At 67.1% G+C, this 23716-nt stretch carries 19 protein-coding genes and 1 pseudogene; 11 read left to right on the forward strand and 9 right to left on the reverse strand.

Annotated elements, in window-relative coordinates; genetic code table 11:
* Positions 1–442: 442 nt before the first annotated feature.
* Together ppk1 and ACL58G_RS23670 are read left to right on the forward strand one after the other, a co-directional pair.
* Positions 443–2602 (forward strand): polyphosphate kinase 1, encoded by a 2160-nt coding sequence (gene ppk1 / locus ACL58G_RS23665; protein ID WP_413388126.1) that lies wholly within the window; start codon positions 443–445, stop codon positions 2600–2602.
* Positions 2568–3041, forward strand: coding sequence for a SixA phosphatase family protein (locus ACL58G_RS23670; protein ID WP_413388125.1), 474 nt, complete (start codon positions 2568–2570; stop codon positions 3039–3041). Before ppk1 ends, ACL58G_RS23670 begins: the two co-directional genes overlap by 35 nt.
* On the opposite strand, the gene ACL58G_RS23675 is transcribed toward ACL58G_RS23670, so the two are convergent.
* Complete coding sequence (locus tag ACL58G_RS23675) at positions 3033–4256, reverse strand: MFS transporter (RefSeq protein ID WP_440963370.1); 1224 nt, start codon at positions 4254–4256, stop codon at positions 3033–3035. The two genes, ACL58G_RS23670 and ACL58G_RS23675, sit on opposite strands and share 9 nt — an antisense overlap.
* Before the next feature lie 89 nt (positions 4257–4345).
* Here ACL58G_RS23675 and ACL58G_RS23680 point away from each other — a divergent pair, with 89 nt between their 5' ends.
* The 4 genes from ACL58G_RS23680 (at position 4346) to ACL58G_RS23695 (ending at position 9035) form a co-directional block, all read left to right on the forward strand.
* Entirely contained in the window at positions 4346–5137 is a 792-nt protein-coding gene (locus tag ACL58G_RS23680; RefSeq protein ID WP_413388123.1) for an AraC family transcriptional regulator, read from the forward strand.
* A 1-nt stretch (position 5138) separates the two neighbouring features.
* Positions 5139–6272, forward strand: coding sequence for a helix-turn-helix domain-containing protein (locus tag ACL58G_RS23685; protein ID WP_440963371.1), 1134 nt, complete (start codon positions 5139–5141; stop codon positions 6270–6272).
* Between the two features lie 122 nt (positions 6273–6394).
* The gene (locus ACL58G_RS23690; RefSeq protein WP_440963372.1) at positions 6395–7822 is read left to right on the forward strand and encodes a polysaccharide deacetylase family protein; all 1428 of its coding nucleotides are present in this window, start codon (positions 6395–6397) and stop codon (positions 7820–7822) included.
* Between the two features lie 46 nt (positions 7823–7868).
* Positions 7869–9035 (forward strand): helix-turn-helix domain-containing protein, encoded by a 1167-nt coding sequence (locus ACL58G_RS23695; protein ID WP_440963373.1) that lies wholly within the window; start codon positions 7869–7871, stop codon positions 9033–9035.
* Here ACL58G_RS23695 and ACL58G_RS23700 read toward each other — a convergent pair.
* The 5 genes from ACL58G_RS23700 to ACL58G_RS23720 form a co-directional block, all read right to left on the reverse strand.
* Positions 8968–9606 (reverse strand): GNAT family N-acetyltransferase, encoded by a 639-nt coding sequence (locus tag ACL58G_RS23700; RefSeq protein ID WP_440963374.1) that lies wholly within the window; start codon positions 9604–9606, stop codon positions 8968–8970. The two genes, ACL58G_RS23695 and ACL58G_RS23700, sit on opposite strands and share 68 nt — an antisense overlap.
* Entirely contained in the window at positions 9557–10075 is a 519-nt protein-coding gene (locus ACL58G_RS23705) for a nuclear transport factor 2 family protein (RefSeq protein ID WP_440963375.1), read from the reverse strand. Before ACL58G_RS23705 ends, ACL58G_RS23700 begins: the two co-directional genes overlap by 50 nt.
* A gap of 103 nt (positions 10076–10178) precedes the next feature.
* Positions 10179–11630 carry a Ppx/GppA phosphatase family protein gene (locus ACL58G_RS23710; protein ID WP_440963376.1) on the reverse strand — a complete coding sequence of 484 codons (1452 nt, stop codon included), beginning with the start codon at positions 11628–11630 and terminating at the stop codon, positions 10179–10181.
* An 86-nt stretch (positions 11631–11716) separates the two neighbouring features.
* Entirely contained in the window at positions 11717–13405 is a 1689-nt protein-coding gene (locus ACL58G_RS23715; RefSeq protein ID WP_440963377.1) for an alkaline phosphatase family protein, read from the reverse strand.
* Between the two features lie 81 nt (positions 13406–13486).
* Positions 13487–14398 (reverse strand): LysR family transcriptional regulator, encoded by a 912-nt coding sequence (locus ACL58G_RS23720; RefSeq protein WP_440963378.1) that lies wholly within the window; start codon positions 14396–14398, stop codon positions 13487–13489.
* Between the two features lie 112 nt (positions 14399–14510).
* On the opposite strand from ACL58G_RS23720, the gene ACL58G_RS23725 reads away from it, so the two are divergent.
* Positions 14511–15257, forward strand: coding sequence for an SDR family oxidoreductase (locus ACL58G_RS23725; protein WP_440963379.1), 747 nt, complete (start codon positions 14511–14513; stop codon positions 15255–15257).
* A 59-nt stretch (positions 15258–15316) separates the two neighbouring features.
* On the opposite strand, the gene ACL58G_RS23730 is transcribed toward ACL58G_RS23725, so the two are convergent.
* Positions 15317–16336, reverse strand: coding sequence for a LacI family DNA-binding transcriptional regulator (locus ACL58G_RS23730; protein ID WP_413342787.1), 1020 nt, complete (start codon positions 16334–16336; stop codon positions 15317–15319).
* Positions 16337–16527: 191 nt separating this feature from the next.
* Between ACL58G_RS23730 and ACL58G_RS23735 the strand changes: the two genes are divergently transcribed.
* From ACL58G_RS23735 to ACL58G_RS23745, 3 genes are read left to right on the forward strand one after another with little or no spacing between them, the layout of a single operon-like run.
* Positions 16528–17868 (forward strand): GH1 family beta-glucosidase, encoded by a 1341-nt coding sequence (locus ACL58G_RS23735; protein WP_440963380.1) that lies wholly within the window; start codon positions 16528–16530, stop codon positions 17866–17868.
* A 44-nt stretch (positions 17869–17912) separates the two neighbouring features.
* Positions 17913–18965 carry a glucokinase gene (locus ACL58G_RS23740; RefSeq protein ID WP_413388113.1) on the forward strand — a complete coding sequence of 351 codons (1053 nt, stop codon included), beginning with the start codon at positions 17913–17915 and terminating at the stop codon, positions 18963–18965.
* Positions 18952–20319 carry an MFS transporter gene (locus ACL58G_RS23745; protein ID WP_413342793.1) on the forward strand — a complete coding sequence of 456 codons (1368 nt, stop codon included), beginning with the start codon at positions 18952–18954 and terminating at the stop codon, positions 20317–20319. Before ACL58G_RS23740 ends, ACL58G_RS23745 begins: the two co-directional genes overlap by 14 nt.
* A 118-nt stretch (positions 20320–20437) precedes the next feature.
* Here the strand turns inward: ACL58G_RS23745 and ACL58G_RS23750 are convergent, their stop codons facing one another.
* Together ACL58G_RS23750 and ACL58G_RS23755 are read right to left on the reverse strand one after the other, a co-directional pair.
* Positions 20438–21193, reverse strand: coding sequence for a hypothetical protein (locus ACL58G_RS23750; protein ID WP_413388112.1), 756 nt, complete (start codon positions 21191–21193; stop codon positions 20438–20440).
* A gap of 87 nt (positions 21194–21280) precedes the next feature.
* Positions 21281–21807 (reverse strand): annotated as a pseudogene (locus ACL58G_RS23755) (M23 family metallopeptidase).
* Between the two features lie 90 nt (positions 21808–21897).
* Between ACL58G_RS23755 and ACL58G_RS23760 the strand changes: the two are divergent.
* Positions 21898–23712 (forward strand): sensor histidine kinase, encoded by a 1815-nt coding sequence (locus tag ACL58G_RS23760; RefSeq protein WP_440963381.1) that lies wholly within the window; start codon positions 21898–21900, stop codon positions 23710–23712.
* Positions 23713–23716 lie beyond the last annotated feature (4 nt).

Here is a 23716-nt window from a genome sequence, read left to right on the forward strand (position 1 = left end):
CATCGCTGTTGAGTCGTCAAGGAATTACTATTGACAATGAGAATGCCCGGAGCAAGCCAAGGAGTGCCGTGCTTTCTACGGCAATACGGTCGCGACAGCTCGTTATCGTGACATAACAAGTGCGACTTCCATTGAGTAACCGCAGACAACTTGTAGCTACGCAAGGTCATGACCGTCCGAGCGTGTGTGCGTCAGAACGGTGAAGGCGGCAGATAAGAATTCGCGATCTGCTCAAACGGCGCGGGCATCTTCAAGCCCGCCTCGGCTCCTTCAGGCCCGAATTGGACAGCGGAGTGGATTTCGTTGCGTAAGAATCTGAAACGCGTGCAAGCCCGCCCACTCTAACCATTGTGACGGGACGACGCTGCCGAGCGTTCTCTGTCACAATGTTGTCATAATCGGCTTCTACACTCCGTTGTCACGAGTGAAATATTCCCGAAAAATGGATATGAAGTTAAAAACGGACGAGGCACTTGCCGCGCTTCCGCCCGATAGCCCACACCTGTTCCTCAACCGCGAACTGTCGCTGCTCGAATTCAATCGCCGCGTGCTCGAAAACGCGGAAGATCCGTCCGTCCCGCTGCTCGAACGCCTGCGCTTCCTGACGATCGTCTCCAGCAACCTGGACGAATTCTTCGAGGTCCGCGTCGCCAGCCTGCTCGCCCAGCACCAGGCGCACGGCGGCCCGGAGCCCGGCCAGGCCGACCTGGACGGCGCCGCCGACGAATGCCGCCAGATCATCGCGCGCCAGTACGCGCTGCTGAACGACCAGATCCTGCCGCAGCTGTCCGCGAACGGCATCCACCTGCTGCGCCGCTCGGACCGCAACGCGGCGCAGAAGGCGTGGGTCAAGCAGTACTTCGACAAGGAGGTGCGCCCGCTGCTCACGCCGGTCGGCCTCGACCCCGCGCACCCGTTCCCGCGCGTGATCAACAAGAGCCTGAACTTCATCATCGAACTGGCCGGCAAGGATGCGTTCGGACGCGGCACCGGCATCGCGATCATGAAGGCGCCGCGCGTGCTGCCGCGCCTGATCCGCCTGCCGGACGAACTGTCCGACAAGCCTGGCGCGTCCTACTGCCTGCTCACGTCCGTGATCCAGGCCCACATGGCGGACCTGTTCACGGGACGCGAGGTGGTGTCGTACTCGCAGTTCCGCGTCACCCGCAACAGCGACCTGTGGGTGGACGAGGAAGAAGTGAAAAACCTGCGCCAGGCGCTGCAAAGCGAACTCCATAGCCGCAACTACGGTTTCGCCGTGCGCCTGGAAGTCGCGCGCGGCTGCCCGAAGCACCTGGCCGACTTCCTGCTCGACCAGTTCTCGATCGACCGCTCGCGCCTGTTCACGGTGGACGGCCCCGTCAACATGGGCCGCCTGCTGGAAATCGCCAACAGCAACGCCCGTCCGGACCTCAAGTTCACGCCGTATGCGCCGGGCTTCCCGGCCAAGCTCGTGAACGCGCACGACACCTTCTCCGTGCTGCGCAAGCAGGACGTCCTGCTGCACCATCCGTACCAGTCGTTCCAGCCCGTGATCGAATTCGTGCGCTGCGCCGCGGCCGATCCGAACGTGGTCGCGATCAAGCAGACGATCTACCGCGCCGGCTCGAACTCCGAGCTGATGGATTCGCTGATCAACGCGGCGCTGCGCGGCAAGGAAGTCACCGTCATCGTCGAACTGATGGCGCGCTTCGACGAAGAGGCGAACATCAACTGGGCCGAGCGGCTGGAAGAAGCCGGCGCCCAGGTCGTGTACGGCGTCGTCGGCCTCAAGACGCACGCGAAGATGGCGCTCGTGCTGCGCCGCGAACCGGACGGCCTGCGCCGCTACGCCCACCTCGGCACGGGCAACTACAACCCGACGACGGCGCGCTTCTACACGGACTTCGGCCTGCTCACGTCGGACGAGGAGCTCACGGCGGACGTCAACGAGGTGTTCATCCACCTCACGAGCATGACGCGGCCCACGCAGCTGTCGGCGATGTGGCTGGCGCCGTTCACGCTGCAGAAGGAAATCGTCAAGGCGATCCGCCAGGAAGCGGCGATCGCGCGCGAAGGCAAGCCGGCGCGCATCATCGCCAAGATGAATTCGCTGACCGACGAATCCGTGATCCGCGCCCTGTACGAAGCGTCCGCGGACGGCGTGCGCATCGACCTGATCGTGCGCGGCGCGTGCTCGCTGCGGCCCGGCGTGCCGGGGCTGTCGGAGAACATCCGCGTGCGCTCGATCGTCGGCCGCTTCCTCGAACACACGCGCGTCTACTACTTCCGCAATAATCTCAAGAACGACATCTACCTGGGCAGCGCGGACTGGATGAACCGCAACCTGTTCCGCCGGGTCGAGGTGGCTTTCCCCGTCCGCTCGCCGGCGCTCAAGAAGCGCGTGCTGCGCGAGGGCCTGCAAGTCTATTTGAAGGACAACGTGAATGCCTGGGAACTGGGCAGCGACGGCCGCTACAAGCGCCGCAAGGCCCGCGGCAGCCAGGCGGCCTTCAGCGCCCAGCAATTCCTGATGGAGACGCTGGGCGCGCAAAGCACCGCCCACGGACATAACAAGGAGAACGACCATGGAACTGATCCTGTGGCGCCACGCCGAGGCTGAGCCGCACGTGCCCGACCGCCAGGGCGATCAGTTGCGCGAGCTGACGGCCAAGGGTGCGCGCCACGCGTCGCGCGTGGGCGCGTGGCTCGACCGCCAGTTGCCGTCGCACTGCCGCATCCTGTCCAGCCCCGCCGCGCGCTGCGTGCAGACGGCGCAGGCGCTGGGCCGCAAGTTCATCACCGTGGAAGCGCTGAACACGGATTCGTCGGCGGAGCGCATCCTGGAAGCGGCCGGCTGGCCGGACAACAAGAATCCCGTCGTCGTAATCGGGCACCAGCCGCTGCTCGGCCAGGTGGCGTCGCTGATCTTTGCCGGGACCGCGCAGGACTGGAAGATCCGCAAGGCCAGCGTGTTCTGGATCGCCAGCAAAGGGGAAGACGATCCCGCGCCGTTCGTCAGGCTGGCCGTGGGGCCGGATATCGTGGGCAAGTTACGCTAGCGGCGCGTTCTGCAACCTGCCGCTCCGCGTCCCGCCGCCCACGCCCACCGCCGTGACGATCGCCAGCGACTGGAACAACGCGATCCCCGCGAACAGCCAGCCCGGATGCCCCGCATCCATCACGAGCCCGAACAGCGCCGGCCCCACGGACAGCCCCGCATCGAGCCCCGAATACACGATCCCATACACCCGCCCCGTCGCATTCTTCGGCGCCGCCGCGCGGATCATCAGGTCGCGCGACGGTCCCGCGATGCCCGAGAAGAAGCCGACCAGCGCCATCAGCGGCAACGCGAGCCAGCCCGGCACGACGGCCACGCCCAGCAGCAGCGCCAGCGCGGCGGCCACGGCAAAGGCGATGGCCACCGTGCGGTCGTGGTCCTGCCGGCCTGCCCCGACGAAACCGCCCAGCAGCATCCCGCCCGCCGACGCCAGCATGTAGGCCGTGTACGACCCCGTCGCCAGCTCGCGCGAGATGCCATACAGCTGCATCAGGCCGATCGACGCAAAGGCCTGGATGCCGCCCAGCGCCACGGCCGTCAGGAAGAAGAACGCGAAGCACATCCACACGGCACGCAGGCGCAGGAACGACAGCGTCCCTTCTCCGCCGGCGGCGACCGGTGCGGCGACCGGTTTCGGTTCGGGCCGCAGGTGTGCGCGATTCAGCATCAGGATCGCCAGCACCAGGAACGGCAGGCTCGCCGCCGACGCGAGCGCCATGCGCCAGCTGGAGAACGCGGCGACGGTCGTCATGAACAGCGGCGCCGCGGCCCAGCCGATGTTGCCGCTGATGCCGTGCACGGAAAAGCCGTGCGCGAGCCGGGCGCGCGAGACGCGCTGGTTCAGCAGCGTGTAGTCGGCCGGATGAAAAATGCTGTTGCCGACGCCGGCCAGCAGCGCGCCCGCCATCAGCGCCGCATAGCTGCCGGCGACGGACAGCACGAGGGCCGAGACGCCCAGCATCGTCATGCCGAAGAACAGCACGCTGCGGGCGCCGACCTTGTCGACGACGAAGCCGGCCAGCGCCTGGCCGACGCCCGACACGACGAAGAACGCCGTCAGCAGCAGGCCCAGTTCCGCATAGCTGAGGCCGAACGCGGGCTTCAGCCAGGGAAACAGCGCGGCCAGGATCAGGTGGTAGAAGTGCGACGTGCCGTGGGCGAGCCCCACCAGGGCGATCACGCGCGCGTCGGCGCGCAGGGTGCTGTCTTGTGACATATTTACTCCAGGGGAAAACGCCAGTGTAGGCAAATGGACCACGGCTGAATTACGATAGCAGGACAACTTCTATCGAGAATCGGACATCCGTGAGCATCCCCGTCGTCCACCATACGCAGCCGTTCCCCGACTGCTTCGATCCCACGCCGGCGCGGCCCGTCACCCTGACGGCGCGCGACCTGGTGGCGCTGGACAATGTTGCGCCGCACACGCACACGTTCGGCCAGCTGACCTATGCGCGCGAAGGCGTGATCCGCCTGACGGCCGCCGGCAGCAGCTGGATCGTGCCGCCGTCGCGCGCGATCTGGACGGCGCCCGGCGTCGTGCACGAGGTCACCGTGCTCGAACCCGTGCGCCTGCGTCCCGTGCGCATCCACGCCGCGCGCTCGCCCTTCCCCTTTGATCCATGCCGCGTGCTGGAAGTGTCGGCCTTGCTACGCGAACTGATCCTCGCACTGGAACAACTGCCGCAGCTGGAACCGTCGCCGCGCGCGACGATGCTGTCGGAACTGATGCTGGACGAGCTGGCGCGCTCGCCCGCGCTGCCGATCCGCGTGCCGCTGCCGCGCGACAAGCGGCTGCAAAGCCTGTGCGAACGCCTGCTCGATGAACCCGGCGCCACCCACACGCTGGCCGACTGGGCGCGCCAGGTGGGCGCATCGGAACGCACGCTGGCGCGGCTGTTCGAGCGGGAACTGGGCATGAGTTTCACCGAATGGCGCCAGCAGGTTCGCCTCGCGCACGCGGCGCCGCTGATCGCGCGCGGGATGCCGCTGTCCCGCGTGGCCGAGGAACTGGGCTATACGAGCCAGTCGGCCTTTTCGCACATGTTCCGGAAGACGTTCGGCTGTTCGCCGTCGGCGTTTTTCGCGCAGCGCTGACATGCAGCACTTTTACAGGAAGGCCCTCGGCGCGTTCGTGCTGCTGCTGGCCGCCGACGCGCTGATCGCGGGTTTCTGCATCCATCGCAGCGCGCCATCCGCGTCGCTCCTGCCGCGGGATCGCACGGCGCCCCGCTGGCACGCCGCCGCCATCGATGACGCCCCGTTCGGCGGCGCGTCGACGTTACGCATCCAGGAGGCCACGCGGCAATCGCTCCGGTTCGACTTCAAGGTATCGGACGCCATCCCGCATCCCTGGGCGTGGGCGGCGCTGCAGTTCGATGGGACGGCGGATCTGTCGGCGTACTCGACGGTGACCTTCCTTGCGAAATGCACGCCCGCCAATTCGCTGATCCTCAACGTCACCGTGGTTGACGAAGGTGTCGCCAAGCCCGCCATGACTTTCTTTTCCTGCAACGAAAAGGGCATGCCGGTCTCGCTGGACCTTACCCGCCTGGCCATTCCGGAGTGGTGGTACGACGCCCAACATGTCGACCTTGCGCGCCGCTCCTACCGGCTGGATCGGGTGGTAAAACTCGAATTCGGCGCGAGCCAGTACAGCCCGCGTGAGCTCGATTCGCATGTCGAGATCAGCGGTCTCACGCTGCATGGCCGCGACGACCGCTACCTCGTCGCACTGGCCGTGATCCTGCTGATCGGCTGGAGCGCCTTCGGCATCGGCTTCTACCGGGCGCAGTCCCGCGCCCTCGGTGCGAAGGTGATATCCCGGCTCAGGAACGACCGGTCCTTCGCGGCGTATCGCCAGCTGACCGTCGAACGGTTCGAGGACAAGGAAAAGGCCGACATCCTGCGCTTCATCGCCACCCATTACGCGCAGGTCGGACTGGACCTGGACGCCGTCGCCGCAGGCACGGGCGCGGCCCGCGGCAAGGTCAATGATGTGCTGAAGACCGAACTCGGCATGACATTCCCCGGCTATCTGAAGAAGCTGAGGCTGACCGAAGCAGCCAGGTTGCTGACCGACGCAGCCGGCGCGACCGTGGCGGAGGTCGCGTATTCGGTCGGCTATGCCAATGGCTCGTATTTCAACAAGCTGTTCAAGGAAGAATATGGTTGTTCCCCCAGGGAATTCAGAAGGCTCGCAAGCCGGCTGAAAACGCCTTCCGGGCACTAAAACAATCTGCAGACATTCTTATAAATTTCTGCACACGATGGAAATTTCCGCAATAAGCGTTAGAGCGCCATCGGGCGGATGCCTACGATCGGGGTCGACAATAACGATTGGAGGAGTCCATCTTGAACAGGAAGTACAACATCCAGGCCGCCATCCCTGCCCTGCTGGTGGCGTTTCTTTCAGCCTGCAGCGGAGGCAGCAGTGCGGGCGGCAGTGCGGGCGGCAGTGCCGTCAACGGTCCCGACGTCCAGGCGGGCGCCGGCGGCGCGGCCGCGGCCGCCCCCGTCCTGTCGGTGCCGGCCAGCCTGGGCGTCCACGAAGGCCTGACTGCGACGTTCCTTATCCCGACGGCGACCGTCGCCGGCGGGCGTACCGCCACGTGGTCCCTCGCCGGCGGCGACGCGGCGCGCTTCAAGATCGATCCCGCGACCGGCGCCCTGTCGTTCCGGCAGGCGCCGGACACCGCGCAGCCCGGCGACGCCGATGGCCACAACGACTACGACCTCAGCGTGCAGGTCAGCGATGGCCAGCGCACCAGCCAGGCCCCGCTGAAGGTACAAGTGCTTCCCTGGAACGACGGCGGCGCGGCGGGCCTGCCGCTGCCGCTCGCGGCGAGCGACGTGGCCCGCCCTGGCGACACCACGGGCCAGCCCGGGCTGCGCGTGCTCGACTGGGCCGGCTTCAAGGCCGCCCTGTCCTATACCTTCGACGACTCGCAGCCGTCGCAGATCGATCACTATCCGGACCTGAGGGCGCAGCGCGTCCGCGTCACCTATTACGTCAATCCGGTCGCCAACTGGTATCCCAACTACGACGCCACGTGGAAGGACGCGGTCGCGCAGGGTTCGGAAATCGGCAACCACACGACGCACCACTGCCGGGCCGCGGAACTGACCGACAACGATCCCAAAACCTGCCCGGCAAGCCTGGGCAGCGCCGGGGCCGAGTTCGACGACACCGGCGTCTACATCCGCACGAAGCTCGGGCAGTCCGCCGTCTGGACGTCCGCCTACCCGTTCGGCGACACGGACTACAAGGCCGCGGCCGCATCGCGCTTCCTCGTCTCGCGCGGCGTGTGGCCGGGCATGGTGGCAGCCGGCACGGGCAGCGACGCGCAGAACCTGCCGCTCGCCGAGTTCCCCAGCGACACGTCCAAATTCGACGCCGCCGCGAGCCAGGGCCGCTGGATGATCTATCTGTTCCACACGCTGCTGCCCACCACGCAGGACTGGGGCGGCGGCGTGGACATCGGCGCGGTCACCGGCAACATGGCCCACGCCAAGGCGCTGGGCACGGTATGGATCGACAGCGTGGTCAACATCGGCGCCTACTGGCGCGGCCAGCAGTTGCTGCAGGCAGCCACGCCCACGGCCAGTGCCGGCGTGACCACGTGGCGCTGGACGCTGCCGGCCAACTTCCCGACGGGCCGCAAGCTGCGCGTCGTGGTGAACGGCGGCACGCTGTCGCAGAACGGCAAGCCCCTGGCCTGGGATCGCCGCGGCTACTACGAGGTGTCGCTGGATGCGCAGTCGCTGAGCTGGGCGCAGTGACGCGTATAAAATGATTCCCCCGCGCGGGGAATCACTACATAGGCCCATGCAAGAGTTCTACAAGAAAGCGCTGGTTGCGCTCATCCTCGTCCTGGTGGCCAATGCGCTGGTCGCCTGGTTCTGCATCCGCCAAAGCCACCCGTCCGCCAGGCTCATTCCCAGGGAACGAAGCGACGTGCACTGGCGCCCGGACGTCATCACGGACGCCTTCCTGGGCGGCACGTCGACCATTCGCATCCTGGAACCGGGCCGCGCTGCGCTGCGCTTCGACTTCCGGGTCACGCCCGCCGCCAGTTATCCCTACGTGGCGGCCGAAATGCTGCTGGACGATGGCCAGGCCAAGGCGGGGCCGGCCGACTTGTCGAAGTACACCACCGTCACGTTCGTCGCCAGATGCGCGCCCGCCAATTCACTGCTGTTCAGCCTGTCCGCGTTCGACCCGGCCATCTCGACGCCGGGCCTGTTTCATACCTACCCGTCGCCACAAACCTACTTCTCCTGCAGCGAGCAGGGCACGCCGGTGTCGCTGGACCTGACCCGCCTGACGATTCCGCCGTGGTGGTTCCAGACGTCGAAGGTCGACCCGGCGCGCCAGTCCTACGATCTTGGGCAGGTCGGCAGATTCGTATTCGGCGTCACCCAGAAGAGCCCGCGCGACACCGATTCCAGGGTCGAGATCAGCGAATTCACGCTGCACGGCCACGACGAGCGCTACGGTGTCGCGCTGGCGGTCATCTCGGTGATCGGCTGGGGCGCGTTCGCCGTCTGGTTCTTGCGGGGACACTCGCGGGCACTCGTCGCCAGCCTGCAGTCGCAACTGAAAAACGACAGGCAATTCGTCGCCTACCGGCAGCTGACCCTGGAACCGTTCAGGGACAAGGAACAGGCTGCCATCCTGCACTACATCGGCACCCATTACATGAACCCCGACCTGGACATGGGCACGGTGACCGCGCGCATCGGCGCGGACCGCGAAAAGATCAACGAGATCCTGAAGTCGGAGCTCGGCATGACCTTCACGGCCTACGTCAATCAATTGCGGCTGACGGAAGCGGCGCGGCTGCTGACCGAGCAGGCCGGCACGCCCATCGCGGACATTGCATTTTCGGTTGGTTATGCGAACGTCTCGTACTTCAACAAGCTGTTCAAGGAAGAATACGGCTGCACGCCGGGGGCGTTCCGGCGCCATGGCACCCGTGTGAGGCCTGGCTGACGCCCAGGCGCCGCTCCAGGCCCGCCCGGACGTCCGGCCAGTCGAGGTCGGTGATCGCGAACAGCACGCTGTCGCGCACGTGCCCGGTCCACGTGACCCGTTCGCGCCGCAGCACGCCTTCGCGCACGGCGCCCAGTTTCGCGATGGCGGCCTGGCTGCGCACGTTGCGTGCATCCGTCAGCAGCTCGACGCGGCGCATGCCGCTCCCGAACGCGTGCGCCAGCATCAGGTATTTCGCTTCCGCGTTGACGGCCGTGGAGCGCACGTCCGGGTGGATGAACGTGCCGCCGATTTCCACGGTCTGGCGCGAGGGCTTGATGTTCAGGAAGCTGGTGGTGCCGACGACGGCGCCGCTCGCGACGGCGCGGATGGCGTAGGCGATCCAGCCGCCCTGCGCCACCTGTGCGTTGAGACTGTCCCAGAAGCCGTCGAAGCCGTCGCCATGCCCGTTGATCGCGAACAGCTGCCATGCGTCGGGGTCGCAATCGAGCGCGCCGCGCACGGGTGCGCGGAGCGTCTCGTCAAAAGGTTCGAGCCGCACGTGGCGGCCCGCGAGGGGGACGGGGTTCATGTCCCCCATGATAGCAGAGCGTTAATGAACAGAACGGCTGCGCCGCGGTGATGCCCGCGCCGGCACCCCGCGGCTGGTAGGCCTGCGCGGCCTGGTGGGTATCGTCGTATTCCTTGAAGCTGGCGATCTTGCCGCCGGCGACGCGGAAGATATGGCACCAGTCGCCGCTGAACTCGGCGCCGGTGGCCTTGACGACGAACGTGCCGTGGCCCTGCACGACCACCTGGTCATCCTGGGCGATGAAGCGGTCCGGCTGGAATTCGCGCGGTTCCTGGCACTCGGCCAGGATGCGGAAGAAGTCGGCCATCTCGCTCACGCCATGGCGTTTGCCGCTGAACGGAATGCCTTCCACTTCGGGCAGCTCCCAGTCGATGTCCTGCGCAGCCAGGCCGAGCAGCGTTGGGATGTCGCCCCTGCCGTACGCGTCGTACGCCTGCTTGATCAGGCTGATGTTGGCTTGCTCGTTCATGATCCTCTCCCTGAAAGTCGATGATCGGACTTCCAGTATCGCTTCCGCACCCGGGATTGCAAGCGCGGTCAGGCGGCGGGCGGCGCGCCGAACGTGCGGCGGATCACGTGGTCACGCTGAACGGCACGCCCACGTCGTTCCACGCGTCCGCCTCTTTCTCGAACCAGGCGGCGACCGTCGGGTGCTGGCGCAGCCAGCCGCGCGGCGTCTCGATGTCGATGCGGCCCTTCATGCGCAGGCGGACGGCGTCCACGTCGCCATCCACGCGCGCGTGCATGAACACGGCGGCCAGGCGCAATGCGAGCACCGCCTTGGCCAGGTCGGGGACGCCCAATACCTCCCTCACCTTGCGCAGGTTGCCCTTCTGGCCCAGCACGATGAGGCTCATCAGCCGCTGCTCGCGCGCCGTGAAACCGGGCAGGTCGGCGTGTTCGACGATGTAGGCCGCATGCTTGTGCGCGCCCGTGTGCGAGACGGCCTGTCCCACCTCGTGCAGCATGGCGCTGCGCAGCAGGTGGTGGACGACGGCTTCGTCCTGCGGCGCCAGCTTGTCGAACAGGGTCTTCGCGATGGCCGCCGTGCGCGCGGCGCGCTGCGCGTCGACGCCGAAGCGGCGCATGCAGTCCTGGATGGCCAGGTCGCGGCGGTCGTGGCGGTTGGCGCGCAGTTCCAGGTCGGACAGCACCCCGAGGCGCAGGCCGGCGTTAATCGCTGTCATGGCGGCTACCCCCAGTTCCTGCATCACGCCGATCAGGATCGACAGGCCGCCCGTCATCACGATCACGCGCTCGCGTTTCACGCCCGGCAGGTCGAACGCGTCGACGTGGCCAAGCTCGATGAGCCTGTCGCGCAGCGCGAAGAGGCTCGCCAGCGACATCGTGCCGTCGCCGATCCGGTTGCGCGAGATGACCTCGCTGATCGCGCGCATCGTGCCCGACGAGCCGTAGACCGCATCCCAGCCATGCTGGCGGTACTGGCCGGCCAGGTCTTCGAACTGGGCACGCGCCGCGTTGACGGCCGTTTCGAACGCGTCCGCGCTGATGTGGCCACCGCGGAAATACGTGGCGCTCTGCGGATGCGTGCCGGTGGTGAACGACTCGACGATGCGGATGTCGTCGCCATCCGCCGCGATGACTTCCGTCGAGCCGCCGCCGATGTCGATCACGAGCCGCCGCCCGGTGCGCCGGCCCAACGCACGTGCGACGCCCATGTAGATCAGGCGCCCTTCTTCCTCGCCGGAGATGATCTCGATCGGATAGCCGATCGCCTCTTCCAGGCGCGGCAGCACGGCCTCCGCATTGGTGGCCACGCGCATCGTGTTGGTCGCGACGACGCGCACCGCGTCCAGCCGGAACTGGCGCAGGATGCCGCTGAAGTCGCGCAGGGTGCGCAGCGCCGTCTCGACCGCAGCCTCCGACAGCGCATTGTCCGGGCCGAGGCCGGCCGCGAGGCGGATCGGGTCGCGCGCCGTGCGCACGATGTGGATCTGGCCCGCGATGGGCTCGCCGATGTGCAGGCGGAAGGAGTTTGAGCCGAGGTCGACTGCTGCGTACATGGAAGGGCTCGCATTGAGTGGCGTTGACGGCAGTATAGCGGCCCCCGACGCTCCCGCGTCTCCCGTTACGTCTTCAGGGAACGCCATCAACGCAGCGCCTCCTTCAGCACGCGCCCTTCCGCGCCCGCCGGACGGCGTACATGCAGGATCTGCGCCAGCGTCGGGGCGATGTCGACGACTTCCGCATAACCTGGCTGTTCGCCCGGCCGGATCCACCGTTTGCCCATGACCAGCAGGGGCACCGACGTGTCGTACTGCCACGGCGTGCCATGGCTCGCGCCCGACGAACCGCTGCCGAAGATCGTGTACGGCGTCGTCACGACCAGCAGGTCGCCGGACAGCTGGCTGTTCCACGCCCGCTGCATCAGCGTGCCGAGGCGCGATTTCGCGGCGACGCCCTGCTCCAGCTGCGTGCGCGTGAAGACTTCCGAGATGCCCGGCTGCGTCAGCAGGAACCTGGCGGCGGCGTTTTCCACGTCGGCACGGACAAGGCCGCGGCGCGCGATCGCCTCGTCGTCCAGGCGCACGTCGGGCAGCAGCGATGTCTTGACGAGCTTCGCGCCGTCGAAGCGCTCGGCCAGCGCGGCGTTCAGGTTTTCGAGCAGGGTCTTCGGATTCACGCGCAGGGCGTCCGCATGCTGCGTGCGCGCGAACTCGGCCGTGTTGGCGCAGCCGTGGTCGGCCGTCAGCACGACGAGGACGTTGTCCAGGCCGACGCGCTTGTCGAGGAACGCGAAGAATTCGCCGATCTTGCGGTCGATCCGCTGCAGGTGGTCGTGCGACATGCGGCTTTCCGGGCCGTACGCGTGATTCACGTAATCGTGGCCGGAGAGACTCACGCCCAGCAGGTCCGGCGCGCCGGTCGGATTGCGGCCCAGCTGCTCGCCGTCGACGGCGGCCTCCGCGAACTCGAGGGTCAGTTCATCCACGGCCGGGCTTACCTTCAAGCGGCCGTAATAGTCGGCGGCCGGCTTGCCGCTCTCGCTGTAAAACATGAAAGGAAAACGGTTCGGGTTGGACGTCGTCGCTTCCGGGTACGGGGCGTCGTCCGCGTAGGCCTTGTCGTCCAGCAGCGGCTTCCACGACTTCGCATAGTAGCGGTCCTGCGGTTTCGACGCGCGGAAGCGTTCGACCCAGGCCGGATGCTTGTCCATGTAATAGGTGCTGCTGGCAAAGTCACCCGTCTTGTCCATGTACATGTATGCGGTGCCCGTCTTGCCCGCGAGCAGGATCGCGCCGCGGTCCTTGCCGGAGACGGTCACGACCTTGCTGCGGTTGCCGGTGGCGTAGCGCAACTGGTCGCCGAGCGTGTCCACGCGCAGGTTCGCGGGCGACGTGCCGTCGTGCGGGTCCGTCTCTTCGTCGATGTAGTGGTAACGGGTGTCCTCGGTGCAATAGACCTGCTTGCCGTTCGAATCGATCCAGTTGTTGCCGATGATGCCGTGCCGGTACGGGTACGCGCCCGTCAGCACGGCCGAGTGGCCGATGGCCGTCACCGTGATCCCGTGCGCCTGGTGCGCATCCGTGAACGACGCGCCCTGCTCCAGCAGCCGGCGCAGGCCGCCGGGGCCGAATTGGTTGCGGTAGCGCTGGACCTGCTCGGCCGGCAGGCCGTCGATGACCATCACGACGACCAGCTTCGGCGGCTGCGCCTGCGCGGCGCCCTGGCCGGATGCGGCCGGCCTGTCGGCACCCGCCGCGGGGGCCAATGCGGGCAGCCAAAGCGCGCAACAGGTGATCAGGGTGAGCGAAGTCTTCAGCCAGGACGGTCTCATGCGGTCGGTCTTTCTGTCGGGTTGCTGGTGATTGGCAATCGTACATTGTATTAAGGCCAGATGTCAGTTCCGTGACAGCCCTCAGCCCGCGAAGTGCGCCGCCAGCCCCTGCTCCCGAAAACGCTCGACGACGAACTCGACGAACACGCGCGTCTTGGCAGGCAGCAGCCGCCGGTTCGAATAGTAGAGGAACAGCGGGCCCGTCTCCGCGTACCAGTCCGGGAGAATCCGCACGAGGCGCCCGTCCGCCAGCAGCGGCCCCGCGTGCGGCGCGGGTAACAGCGCGATGCCGAGACCGGCGGCGGCCGCATGCGCCATCGCCTCCGGATCGTCCAGCACGGCCACCGGGCGCGGATCGTAAGGCGCCACGCGGCCCGAGGCGTCGCGCAGCGTGAGTACCTGCAGCCGGCCCGTGCGGATCGAGCGGCGCGCGATGCCGTCGTGCGCGGCCAGGTCGTCCGGGTGCGCGGGCGTGCCGCGCCGGGCCAGGTAGTCGGGCGACGCCGCGAGCACGATGCGCACCCGCGCCAGTTCGCGCGCGACGACGCCCTGCGGCAGCTCGACACCGCCGCCGATCGCGACGTCGAACCCTTCCGCGATCAGGTCGACCTGGCGGTTATCGAAGTGCAGGTCGGGCAGCACATCGGGATAGCGGCGGCGGAATTCCGCCAGCATCGGCACGAAATGCATGCGTCCGACGGCCGGCGCCATCGCCACCTTCAACGGCCCCGCGGCGCGGTTGGCGCCCTGGCGCACGACGGCCATCGCGTCCTGGATGCGGTGCCAGGGCTCGGCCACCTCGCGCAGCAACTGCTCGCCCTCCTCCGTCAGACTCAGCTTGCGCGTGCTGCGCCGGAACAGGCGCACGCCCAGGTTCGCCTCGAGCCGGGCCACGTTCTTGCTGACGCCGGCCGGCGTGAGCCCGAGGCGCCGCGCAGCCGCCGAAAAGCCGCCGTCCTCGGCGCTGTAGATGAAGGAATCCAGATGCTCCATGGCCGACCTTTAACTAAGGGTTGAAAGTCTTGTGCTTTTTGACCGGCTAGTTTGAACCGGGAGTTGGAATGATACTGCAGACATCAACCACCCCAACCGAATGGAGAGCATCATGGCAAACACGAACCTGAACGACAAAGTCGCCTTCGTCACCGGCGGATCGCGCGGCATCGGCGCGGCCATCGTGGAGCGTCTCGCCCGCGACGGCGCGGCGGTCGCCTTCACGTACCAGTCGTCGGACGCCGCCGCGCAGGCGCTGGCCGGACGCATCGAAGCCGCGGGCGGCCGCGCCCTCGCCCTGCGCGCCGACGTGGCCGATGCGGAGGCGCTCGCCGCCGCCATCGACACGGCCGCCGCGAAATTCGGGCGGCTGGACATCGTCGTCAACAACGCGGGCGTCTTTCTCGGCGGCCACGTGACGGAATTCCCGCTCGCCGACTTCGACAAGACCGTCGCCGTGAACGTGCGCGCCGTGTTCGCCGCGGCGCAGGCCGCGGTGCGCCACCTCCCGGATGGCGGCCGCATCATCAACATCGGCAGCACGAACGCGCTGCGCATGCCGTTCGCCGGCGGCGCGGTCTACGCGATGAGCAAGTCGGCCCTCACCGGCCTCGCAAAAGGCCTGGCGCGCGACCTGGGGCCGCGCGGCATCACCGTCAACAACGTGCTGCCGGGGCCGGTCGACACGGACATGAATCCGGCCGACACGGATTTCGGCAAGTCGCTGCACGGCTTCATGGCCCTGCCGCGCCATGGCCGGCCGGAAGAAGTCGCGGCGATGGTCGCGTGGCTGGCGAGCCCGGAAGCGAGCTTCGTCACGGGGTCGGACCTGGCGGTCGACGGCGGCTTCGCGGCGTAAAACCGGGGTCAGAGCCCCGATTTTGGAAATTTCCCAAAATCGGGCTCTGACCCCGGTGTTCAGTCGACGCGCTTGACGGACTCGCGCACGACGAGGTTCAGCTGCGGCACCTCGATGTCGAGCATCTCGTGCCCGATCATCTTGACGATCGCGCGGCCCAGGCATTTGCCGACGTCGAACAGCGGCTGGCGCACGGTCGTCAGCGGCGGCGTCGTGTACATCGAGCTGTGCAGATCGTCGAAGCCGATCACGGAAATGTCCTCCGGCACGCGGATGCCACGCCGGTACAGCGCCAGCCGGGCGCCGTACGCGGTCAGGTCGTTCGCGCAGAAGATCGCGGAAAAGCGCTGGCCCGATTCCAGCAGGCGCTCGACGGCCAGCAGGCCACTCGATTCCTGGAAGTCGCCGCCGACGATCAGCTGCTGCTGTTCCTTGATGCCGTGCTTCGCCAGCGTGTCGCGGTAGCCGGCCAGGCGGGCCAGCGCATCCTGGTGGTCGGACGGGCCGGTGATGAACGCGATGTTACGGTGGCCCTGGTCGAGCAGATAGCTCACCGCCTCGCACGCGCCCCAATAGTTATCCAGGCAGAAACCGTACGCGCGCGGCGAACTCAGGTCGCGGCCGAAGGCGACGATGGGCACGCGCTGCGACAGTTTCAGGATCTGCGCATCCTTCAATTTACCGCTCAGGATGACGAGGCCGTCGACGCGGCGCGCGATCAGGAGCTCGATGCGCTCGGCCTCCTCGTCCGCATGCCAGTGGCCGGACACGATCAGCGGCGCGTAGCCCGTGCCCTGCAGGGCCTCGTCGATGCCGGCCATGGCGTCGGCGAAGTAGCCCGACACGAGCGACTGCGTCAGGACGCCGATCGTGCGCGAACTGCCCGTCTTGAGGTTCTGGGCCAGCACGTTGGGCTTGTAATTGAGCTTTTCGATGACGCTTTCGATGGCCTGGCGCTTTTCCTCCGACACCTTGGCGGTGCCGTTCAGGAAGCGCGAGACGGTTGCCGCGGACACGCCCGCCACACGGGCGACCTCGTGGACCGTGACCATCGGCGAACTGCTGGAATCCTTTTTCATGCGTTTCGGCCTGCATCTATACACGGCGGCTGCCGCGAAGCTCGTGAATATACACCAGACATGCCCGTTTGACATGTGGCATTGATGCTTGGAAGGAAAAAATGGTGTTGACACCCTGCCGATGACGCATGTACGATGAAATCGATTTCAAGCGAATTCCAAGTTCATTCTCATAACGACTACAACGCGCCATGACCGACTCCATCCGTTTTCCTTCCAACTTCACGTGGGGCGTCGCCACCAGCGCCTTCCAGATCGAAGGCGCCTTTGACGCCGACGGCAAGGGCCCTTCGATCTGGGATACGTTCTCGCACGATCCGGCCAACATCATCGACGGCAGCAACGGCGACGTCGCGTGCGACCACTACAACCGCTACCGCGACGACGTGGCGATGATGGCGTCGCTGGGCGTGAACGCCTACCGCTTCTCGATGGCGTGGGCGCGCGTGCAGCCGACCGGCAAGGGCGCATGGAATGAACCGGGCTTCGATTTCTACACGCGCCTGCTGGACGCGCTGGACGAAAAAGGCATCGTCGCGCACATCACGCTGTACCACTGGGACCTGCCGCAGGGCCTGCAGGACGACGGCGGCTGGATGTCGCGCGACACCGCGCACCGCTTCGCCGACTACGCGGCCGAAGTGGCGCGCCGCTTCGGCAACCGCGTGGCCAGCATCGCCACGCACAACGAGCCGTGGTGCACGGCGAACCTCGGCTACGGCAACGGCCAGTTCGCGCCGGGCGTCGCGGATAAAAAACAGGCGATCCAGGTGTCGCACCACCTGCTGCTGTCGCACGGCCTGGCCATGCAGGCAATGCGCGCGGTGAATCCCACCTGCCAGCTCGGCATCGTGCTGAACCAGTGGACCGCGGAACCGGCCACGGACACGGAAGCCGACCGCCGCCTGGCCGCACTGGAATGGGCCAATTCGATCGAGTGGTTCATGGACCCGATCTTCAAGCGCCGCTATCCCGCCCTGTCGCTGGAAGCGCATGGCGCGAACGCGCCGGTCGTGCATGCGGGCGACTTCGACATCATCGCCCAGCCGCTCGACTTCCTGGGCGTGAACTACTACCGCCGCGAAGTCATGAGCGCGGAAGTCCCGCCGCGCAAGCCGGAAGGTGGCCTGGGCTTCACCGACATGGGCTGGGAAATCTACCCGCAGGGCCTCACGGACCTGCTCGTGCAGCTGAAACTGGAGTACCCGGACCTGCCGCCGGTGTACATTACGGAAAACGGCATGGCCGCGGTCGACAGCGTCGGCGCCGACGGCCAGGTCAACGACACCCAGCGCGTGGAATACGTCCGCACCCACCTCGAGGCCCTGAAGGCCGCGATGGACGCGGGCGTGGACGTGCGCGGCTACTTCCTGTGGAGCCTGATGGACAATTTTGAATGGAATTCCGGCTACGAGAAGCGGTTCGGCATCGTGTATGTCGACTACGCGACGCAGCAGCGCATCCCGAAAGCGAGCGCGCTGTGGTACCGCGACTTCATCGCCGGTCAGCGCGCCGCATTGCGCGCAGCCTGACCCCCACGGGGGTGAGGTGAGAAAAACAGGAGACCGAGGAAGACATGAGGGATACCATGGATGATGTGCTTTTCGGCGGCGCCCGCCTGCTCGCCGACATCGGCGGGACGAACGCCCGCTTCGCGCTGCAGCGCGGCCCCGGCCGCATCGAGGAAATCGCGACGCTGGCCTGCGCCGCCCACGCCACGTTCACGGATGCCGTGCGTGCCTACCTGGCCGGCCATCCCGGCGCCGCCCGTGAACTGCGCCATGCCGTGATCGCGATCGCGAATCCGGTCGAGGGCGATTTCATCAAGATGACGAATCACCACTGGCAGTTCTCGATCGACGCCGCGCGCCGCGACCTCGGCCTCGACACGCTGCTCGTCGTGAACGACTTCGCCGCGCTGTCGATGTCGGTGCCCAGCCTGGCGGACGCGGACCTCGAACAGGTCGGCGGCACCCGCGTGAGCCCGGACGCCGTGATCGGCCTCGTGGGCGCCGGTACCGGCCTCGGCGTCGGCGGCGTGATTCCCGACGCCGGCCGCTGGAAGGTGCTGCCCAGCGAAGGCGGCCACGTCGCGTTCTCGCCGTCGAACGCGCGCGAACAGGCGATCCTCGCCTACTGCTGGACGAAATGGGACCACGTGTCGGCCGAGCGCCTGATCTCGGGCCCGGGTCTCGCCACCATCCACGAGGCGCTGTGCGCCATCGACGGCGTCGCGGGCGCAGCGCTCGAACCGGCGCAGGTCGTCGAGCGCGGCCTGGCGGGCGATGCACTGTGCGCGGAAGTGCTGGACGTCTTCTGCGGCGCGCTGGGCACGATGGCCGCGAACGTGGCCGTGACCCTGTGCGCGCGCGGCGGCATCTACATCGGCGGCGGCGTCGTGCCGCGCCTGGGCGAGTTCTTCGCGAAGTCGTCGTTCCGCGCCCGCTTCGAGAACAAGGGCCGCTTCACCGACTTCTGCAGGCAGATCCCGGTGTACGTGATCCACGCGCCCTACCCCGCCCTGGCCGGCGCCGCCGCGATGCTGGACCAGCAGCTGGTCGACGCCCGCGCTGCGTCCCAGCGCGCCCCGATCGACTCCGTCACGGCGGCCCATCATGCGCACACCTGACCGCATCAGCCACCCGTTGCTGTGGGTACCCACCGGGTACTTCACGATGGCGATGGGCTACATCATGCTGACGAGCGTCACCGCCATCATGTTCAAGAACATCGGCATGGACAATACGCGCGCCGCCGCGTATTCGAGCCTGCTGATCTTCGCCTACACGGCAAAGCCGCTGTTCGCGCCGTTCGTCGAGATGTACCGGACGAAGAAATTCTTCGTGCTGCTGATGCAGGTGCTGATCGCGCTGGGCTTCGCCGGCGCCGGGCTGGCGATGAGCCTGCCCAACTGGATGGTGGTGATGCTGTCGCTGTTCGTCCTGATGTCGTTCATCGGCGCGACGCAGGACATCGCCAGCGACGGCGTCTACGTGACGTCGCTCGACACGCGCACGCAGGCGCTGTACTGCGGCGTGCAGAGCCTGTCGTGGAACGTCGGGCCGATCGTCGCTTCCGGCTTCCTCGTCTACCTGAGCGGGCGCCTGCACACGGAGGTGTTCCACCACGATCCGAAGGTCTTCGGGCCAGACTGGATGGACGCGTGGCGCGTGATCTTCTTCATCGTCGCCGGCCTCGTCCTCGTGATGGCCGCCTGGCATGCGCGCGTGATGCCCGAGGGCGCGCGCGCGGAAAACACGCCGACGAACGTGCGCGGCGCCGCCGTCATCCTGCTGGATTCGTTCGTCACGTTCTTCCAGAAGCGCGACGTGTGGAAGATGATCGCCTTCGCGTTCCTGTTCCGCTTCAGCATCGGCATGCTGGAAAAAATCGGCCCCTTCTTCATGGTCGATTCGGCCGCGAAGGGCGGTCTCGGTCTCTCCAACGAGAGCCTGGGCATCATCTACGGCACGTGGGGCCTGATCGCGGTGCTCGCCGGCTCGCTGCTGGGCGGCATGTTCGTCGCGAAGCGCGGCCTGAAGCGCACGCTGTTCATCCTGTGCTGCGCCGTCAACATCCCGAACCTGACCTTCCTCGCGATGGCCATGGCGCTGCCCTCGGATCCGTGGACGATCGCGGCCGGCGTCATCGTGGAAAAATTCTTCTACGGTTTCGGCTCGGTCGGCTACATGATCTACCTGATGCAGCAGCTCGCGCCGGGCAAGTACACGACGACGCACTATGCGTTCGGCACGGGCCTGATGGGACTGTGCATGATGGTCACGGGCTCGCTCAGCGGCATGCTGCAGGAATACCTGGGCTACGTCAGCTACTTCGTCGCGGTCATGATCGCCACGATCCCATCGTTCCTCGCCACGTGGTTCGCGCCGTTCCACCACGACGACGGCATGGGCGCCGGCGGCGACAGCGTCAAGCACGCGTCGGCCGCCAATGACGCAAACGCCTCTCACCGCGCGGCCTGAGACCCAGGCCGTCATTTCAAGCCGGGCCGCGTGCCCGGCTTTTTTTCGCCCGCAATCTCGCTTGCCTGAGAGATGTTGCCTAAAACCGGGCTCTGACCCCGAAGTCTCGACTTCGGGGTCAGATCGGGTCGGTCGCCAGCTTCGAGCGCCGCACGGGTGCGCGGATGCCGTAGCGCTGCGCCGACTGGCGCACGAGGTTTTCGAACCACGGCGGCGCGTCCGGCGCGATCACGATGGTGCGCAGCAGGCGGTCGGCGTCGATGGGCACGACGATGCCGGGCTGGCGCAGGTCCGGTGCGGACGCATCGCGGGTGCGATCGATGATCACGCGCACCTCCTTTTCGTATTCGTAGGCCTTGGTCTTGTAGGCGAAGATGCGCGTGTAGTCCGGCGAGACGTCCAGCTTCGGGTCGCTCCAGTGCTTCACGTATTCCACGCGGGCGATCGAGATCTTGTGCTCGGCGATGTGTTCCACCGTGTCCGCGAGCTGGCCGACCGTCGTCGTCAGCGCCACCGCGCATTCCGACTTGCCATATAACGCCCACATGGCCGCGCTGTCGTCCTGGTTGCGGTGCCAGCAGTTGATGAAGACGGATTCGCGCATGCGCCGCTTGAACTGCTCGTAGTCGTAGTCGATCTCGCCGCGCGCGTGCGCTTCGCTGATCTGGGCGCGCAGCGACGGCGTGAACGCGCCTTCGAACTTGTCGCTGAAATGGTCGGCACGGCAAAAGAACAGCGTGGAATTCTCGAAGAAATCGAACAGCTTGGCCGCGTCGAGATAGCGCCACAGCACAGTGTCGCTGCGCAATGGTTCGCCCGCGCTGCGCCGGTCGGCGCGCGCAAGATCGACGATGGTGCCAGCTGCAATATCCATGGCTTGAAACTCAGGTTTACCTCGGTTGTATACCTGATTGTAGTGCGTGCGCGTCCCCCGTCATCGAACAGCCGTGCGCGTGTAGGACTATGCCGATCCAGCCTTCAGCAGCGGATAGGGATTGATGGCTCCGCCCGCCGTATAGATGCCGTAATGCAAGTGCGGCGGCGTGGTCGCGGCGTTGCCGGTATTGCCAACATAGCCGAGGATGCTGCCCATCCGCACGCGCATGCCCGCGCGCACGTCGCCGTAGCGGTCCAGGTGCGCATAGTAGTGGCGCTGGCCGCCGGGGGTCCCAGCACCCAGACGACCTGCCCGCCCAGCCGGTTGGTCCCCACGCGCAGCACGATGCCTTCCGTGCTCGACAGCACGGGCGTGCCCCGCTGCGCGAAGATGTCGATGCCCTCGTGCCTGCGCCCGCCGCTGCGCGCGCCGCCCCACGTATCGGCCAGTTGCGCCGCCTTCACGCCGGCCACGGGCACCGGCAACGCCGCCGGCGCCGGCAGGGAGCCGAGCCGGATCGCGTAGACGACGTCGTCCACCCACGGGCGCAGGATGCCCTCGGCGGCGAGCAGGAGGACGGCGATGAGGAGGCTGCGCAGCAGGGTTCGCATGCGGGGCAGATGGGGATGGCCGTCCCGAATCACAGGGGACACACGTCGTCGAGCCCGCAATCGCCCCCCACATGGGTAGAATAGTTAAACATGAAGCCCGGCGCCGACACAATGCTCATCCACAGGACACATCGGTACGTCAATATCGCAGCAGCCATCAGCATAGCTGTACTGCTCGCAGGCATCTCCACGCTTGCCGTCGGCATCCAGCGCACGGCTGCGTCCTGGCGCTGGGTCAACCACACGCGCGAAGTGCTGCAGCACGTGCAGGGCACGCAAAGCCTGATCAACGAGGCCGATGCGCTGCAGAAATCGCTGCGGCTCGAATACAGCCGGCGCGACGATGCGGAATTCCAGGAGCGCCTGACCGCCCTGCCGCACGCACTCCAAACGCTGACACAACTGACCAGCGACAATCCGACCCAGCAGCGTACACTGGCCGACCTGCGCCGGCTGCTGGACGAGTACGTGCGCAACCTGCGCACCGGCATGGAGCGCGCCATGGCCTATCCCAGCAAGGACGACGAGCGGGCCTTGCGCCAGGCGATCGCCCTGCGCATCGCCGCGTTGCTGGCCGAGGAAGAGCGGCTGCTCGTGCTGCGCGACGCGGCCGCGGGCACCGACCGCGCACGCACGATCGCGGCCGCCGGCGCCGTGTCCGTGCTGTCGGTCGCGCTGCTGTTCTTCGTCCGGGCGATGGCGCGCCGCGACGCCGACTTTCTTGCCGACCAGCGGGCCAATCTCGACGCGACCCTGCGCAGCATCGGCGAAGCCGTGATCGCCGTCGACGTGTTCGGCCGCGTGCGGTTCATGAACCGGGTGGCGGAACAATTGCTCGGCTGCGAAGAGGCGCAAGCGCGCGGCCAGTTGCTGACGACGGTATTCCGCATCGCCGGCTCGCGCAGCGACGACGACGCACTGGCCGCCGCGCTGCGGGCGGCGCTGCGCGAAAAGCAGGCCGTGACGGGCATTCCGATTACCGGCAGCAGCTCCGCGCACCCGGAGCGGATGCGCGCGTGGCAGCTCAACTGCCAGCCGCTCCTCGTCGATGGCGAGGTGCGCGGCGCCGTGATGAGCATGCTGGACGTGACGGCGCTGAAGCGCGCCCAGCGCGAACTCGGCGACGCCAACCTGTTGCTCGAACACCGCATCCAGGACCGCACGGAGCAGCTGGCGGAGGCCAATATCGAGTTGCGCGCCTTCGCCCACACGATCGCGCACGACCTGCGCGCGCCGCTGCGCAACGTGCAGGGCTACGCGGCCGCGCTGCTGGAAGACGAGGCGGCCACGCTGAGTGCGAAGGGCGAACGGTTCCTGCGCCGCATCCTCGCCGTCAGCCAGCACATGGACCGGCTCGTGACGGACCTGCTCGCCTACAGCCAGCTGGCGCGCGCCGAGCTGCGCCTGCAACCCGTCGAACTGGACCGTGTCGTGCAGCTCGCGCTGGGCGACATGGAGATGCAGATCGCGGCGGCCGGCGCCCGCATCGAGGCCGCCTCCCCGCTGCCCACGGTGCTCGGCAACGAAGCGGTCCTCGTGCAGGTATTCGAGAACCTGATCGGCAACTCGATCAAGTTCGTCGCCCCGGACGTGACGCCGCACGTGCGCATCGATGCCCGCGTCGACGCCGACGCGGCCTGGGTGCGCATCGCGGACAACGGCATCGGCATTCCGGAAGACAAGCGCGAGCGCGTGTTCGACGTGTTCGAGCGCCTGCACGGCGAAGACCAGTACCAGGGCACGGGCATCGGCCTCGCGATCGTGAAGAAAGGCGTGGAGCGCCTGGGCGGCACGATCCGCGTCGAACCGGCGCCGGATGGAACCGTGTTCCGGCTGTGCCTGCAACGGCCGCGTCCGCAACCCCGGCCGGCCGCCGCGCCGGCGGATGCGCCGCCGGTGGCCTGACGCG

The sequence above is a fragment of the Massilia sp. GER05 genome (assembly GCF_052056005.1).
Lineage (GTDB): Bacteria > Pseudomonadota > Gammaproteobacteria > Burkholderiales > Burkholderiaceae_D > Telluria > Telluria orientalis.

Coding starts and splice junctions, on each gene's coding strand:
- ACL58G_RS23700 (WP_440963374.1), bottom strand. CDS start 9,606: ATGAACCCCGTCCCCCTCGCGGGCCGCCACGTGCGGCTCGAACCTTTT.
- ACL58G_RS23670 (WP_413388125.1), top strand. CDS start 2,568: ATGGAACTGATCCTGTGGCGCCACGCCGAGGCTGAGCCGCACGTGCCC.
- ACL58G_RS23760 (WP_440963381.1), top strand. CDS start 21,898: ATGAAGCCCGGCGCCGACACAATGCTCATCCACAGGACACATCGGTAC.
- ACL58G_RS23750 (WP_413388112.1), bottom strand. CDS start 21,193: ATGGATATTGCAGCTGGCACCATCGTCGATCTTGCGCGCGCCGACCGG.
- ACL58G_RS23710 (WP_440963376.1), bottom strand. CDS start 11,630: ATGTACGCAGCAGTCGACCTCGGCTCAAACTCCTTCCGCCTGCACATC.
- ACL58G_RS23720 (WP_440963378.1), bottom strand. CDS start 14,398: ATGGAGCATCTGGATTCCTTCATCTACAGCGCCGAGGACGGCGGCTTT.
- ppk1 (WP_413388126.1), top strand. CDS start 443: ATGGATATGAAGTTAAAAACGGACGAGGCACTTGCCGCGCTTCCGCCC.
- ACL58G_RS23730 (WP_413342787.1), bottom strand. CDS start 16,336: ATGAAAAAGGATTCCAGCAGTTCGCCGATGGTCACGGTCCACGAGGTC.
- ACL58G_RS23675 (WP_440963370.1), bottom strand. CDS start 4,256: ATGTCACAAGACAGCACCCTGCGCGCCGACGCGCGCGTGATCGCCCTG.
- ACL58G_RS23705 (WP_440963375.1), bottom strand. CDS start 10,075: ATGAACGAGCAAGCCAACATCAGCCTGATCAAGCAGGCGTACGACGCG.
- ACL58G_RS23695 (WP_440963373.1), top strand. CDS start 7,869: ATGCAAGAGTTCTACAAGAAAGCGCTGGTTGCGCTCATCCTCGTCCTG.
- ACL58G_RS23740 (WP_413388113.1), top strand. CDS start 17,913: ATGAGGGATACCATGGATGATGTGCTTTTCGGCGGCGCCCGCCTGCTC.
- ACL58G_RS23745 (WP_413342793.1), top strand. CDS start 18,952: ATGCGCACACCTGACCGCATCAGCCACCCGTTGCTGTGGGTACCCACC.
- ACL58G_RS23685 (WP_440963371.1), top strand. CDS start 5,139: ATGCAGCACTTTTACAGGAAGGCCCTCGGCGCGTTCGTGCTGCTGCTG.
- ACL58G_RS23715 (WP_440963377.1), bottom strand. CDS start 13,405: ATGAGACCGTCCTGGCTGAAGACTTCGCTCACCCTGATCACCTGTTGC.
- ACL58G_RS23725 (WP_440963379.1), top strand. CDS start 14,511: ATGGCAAACACGAACCTGAACGACAAAGTCGCCTTCGTCACCGGCGGA.
- ACL58G_RS23735 (WP_440963380.1), top strand. CDS start 16,528: ATGACCGACTCCATCCGTTTTCCTTCCAACTTCACGTGGGGCGTCGCC.